Source organism: Bizionia hallyeonensis, from assembly GCF_042657385.1.
Taxonomy (GTDB): Bacteria; Bacteroidota; Bacteroidia; order Flavobacteriales; family Flavobacteriaceae; genus Algorimicrobium; species Algorimicrobium hallyeonense.
In genome coordinates, this window is the sequence record NZ_JBHSLA010000019.1 from 1 (window position 1) to 1,754 (window position 1,754).

Here is a 1,754-nt window from a genome sequence, read left to right on the forward strand (position 1 = left end):
GGGATTATCAATGTTGACGAAGTTTAATCTTCACCGTGTATATTAACCTTAATCCTCTCTTTTGTTCTTTCTGATTATTTATCTAATTTAATGAATTGTAAACTTAAGACGTGTATAATTAATTGCTTTGGTAGTTGCCTATTTGGAAAATTCCTTCGGAATTTTCTCGCGTTCGTTTTTGTTTACTAAATTAGTTGCTGAAACACGCAACTAACCATACACAAAACCGTTGGCAAACATATGACCAAAAAATGAACAGAAGAACAAAATTTAATACTTCTGAATATAATCAGCTTCGGAAATTAATTAAGGAAAAAGTTTTGGCTGATAAAATTGAGCAAAAGAAAATTAGAAATAAGATTCGTTCAATTGGATTTCATTTTTCAATGTTTTCATCAAAAAAAGGATACAATCTAAATGATTTTGAACAACTAATTAATTCTGGACAAATCTCAATTGTGGATAATGGATTTGAAAATCAAAAAAAGGAATCAAGAAATACTAAAATAAGACCGAAATTAAACTCAACAAAATTTGAGAAAAACCTATCAAGCGACCCATTTAAAAACGGAATTTTCACTCAAATTGAAAAGCTAGATAAAAATAAACTAGATGAAACTGGAATTTATTGTTTTCGATTAAAAGCAAACTCAAAATTGCCAGAAAAATACCAACGAATACTTGACAATAAACAAAACCGAATAATCTATATTGGAAAAGCAGAAGGACAATCTTTAGCAAGTCGTTTATCACAAGAACTTTACCATACAAGTCCTGGAACATTTTTCAGAAGTATTGGAGCTGTTCTTAATTTTCAACCAATAGCAGGACATTTAATAGGAAAATCAAACCAAAAGAACTATAAATTTTCAAAACCTGATACTGAATTAATAATTTCTTGGTTAGTGAATAATGTAGAAATTTGTGTATTTAATTGTTCAAATGACTTTACAATTGAAAAAGAGTTAATTAAAAAATATAAACCGATTTTAAACCACACTCATAATCCTGAAAAATGTCAGGAATTAGTAAATGACAGAAGAAAATGTAGAATGATTGCTACGAATGAATAAAAAATACGATTTGCCAACACCGTATATAATTTATTGCTGGCTTGTCGCCTACTTACGAAAGTCCTCGCGGACTTTCTTGGTCGGTAATTATTTACTAAATTCGTTGCTTAAACCACGCAACAAACCATATACAAATACGTTGGCAAACATTTGAGAAATGAGAATACGATATAAAAAGAAACAAGTAAATATTAATCTGATTTTAGGATTAATATGGCTTGCGAATGGAATAATACAAACTGGATTTAATGAAAATGCAGGTTGGTATGACTATTTTTGGTTTTTACTTTCTGGATTTTATTTGATAATGTATTTCTATCAGAAAAAGGAACAATATCTGACTATTGAAAACGGAATTATAAAGCAGAATTGGCCTTTTGGAAAAAAACTGAATCTGAATGAAATAACACGAATTAAACATTTCGCAGGAGAATACACTCTTAAATCTGAATTACAGAAAATGAAAATCAATATTGACGCAATAGATGAGGAATCATTATCTGAATTAAAAACGGAATTGAAAAAATTGAATGTCGAATGGAAATAAAAACGATTTGCCAACAAAGAACTGAGTTAAAAAACAAGCAATTTTAAGCTAATTTTGAAACAAAGTTCTCATCATAAGGCAAACCACTTTTTGCGATAGCAAATGCCTGTTTTAATAATTTATTTGCTACTGCT

The 1,754-nt window shown here is 29.0% G+C and carries 2 protein-coding genes; both read left to right on the forward strand.

Annotation, left to right across the window (positions count from 1 at the left end):
* The first annotated feature begins 251 nt into the window (after positions 1–251).
* Positions 252–1,073 (forward strand): GIY-YIG nuclease family protein, encoded by an 822-nt coding sequence (locus ACFPH8_RS14970; protein WP_376862263.1) that lies wholly within the window; start codon positions 252–254, stop codon positions 1,071–1,073.
* 157 nt (positions 1,074–1,230) lie between these two features.
* Entirely contained in the window at positions 1,231–1,620 is a 390-nt protein-coding gene (locus tag ACFPH8_RS14975) for a hypothetical protein (RefSeq protein WP_376862265.1), read from the forward strand.
* Positions 1,621–1,754: the final 134 nt, after the last annotated feature.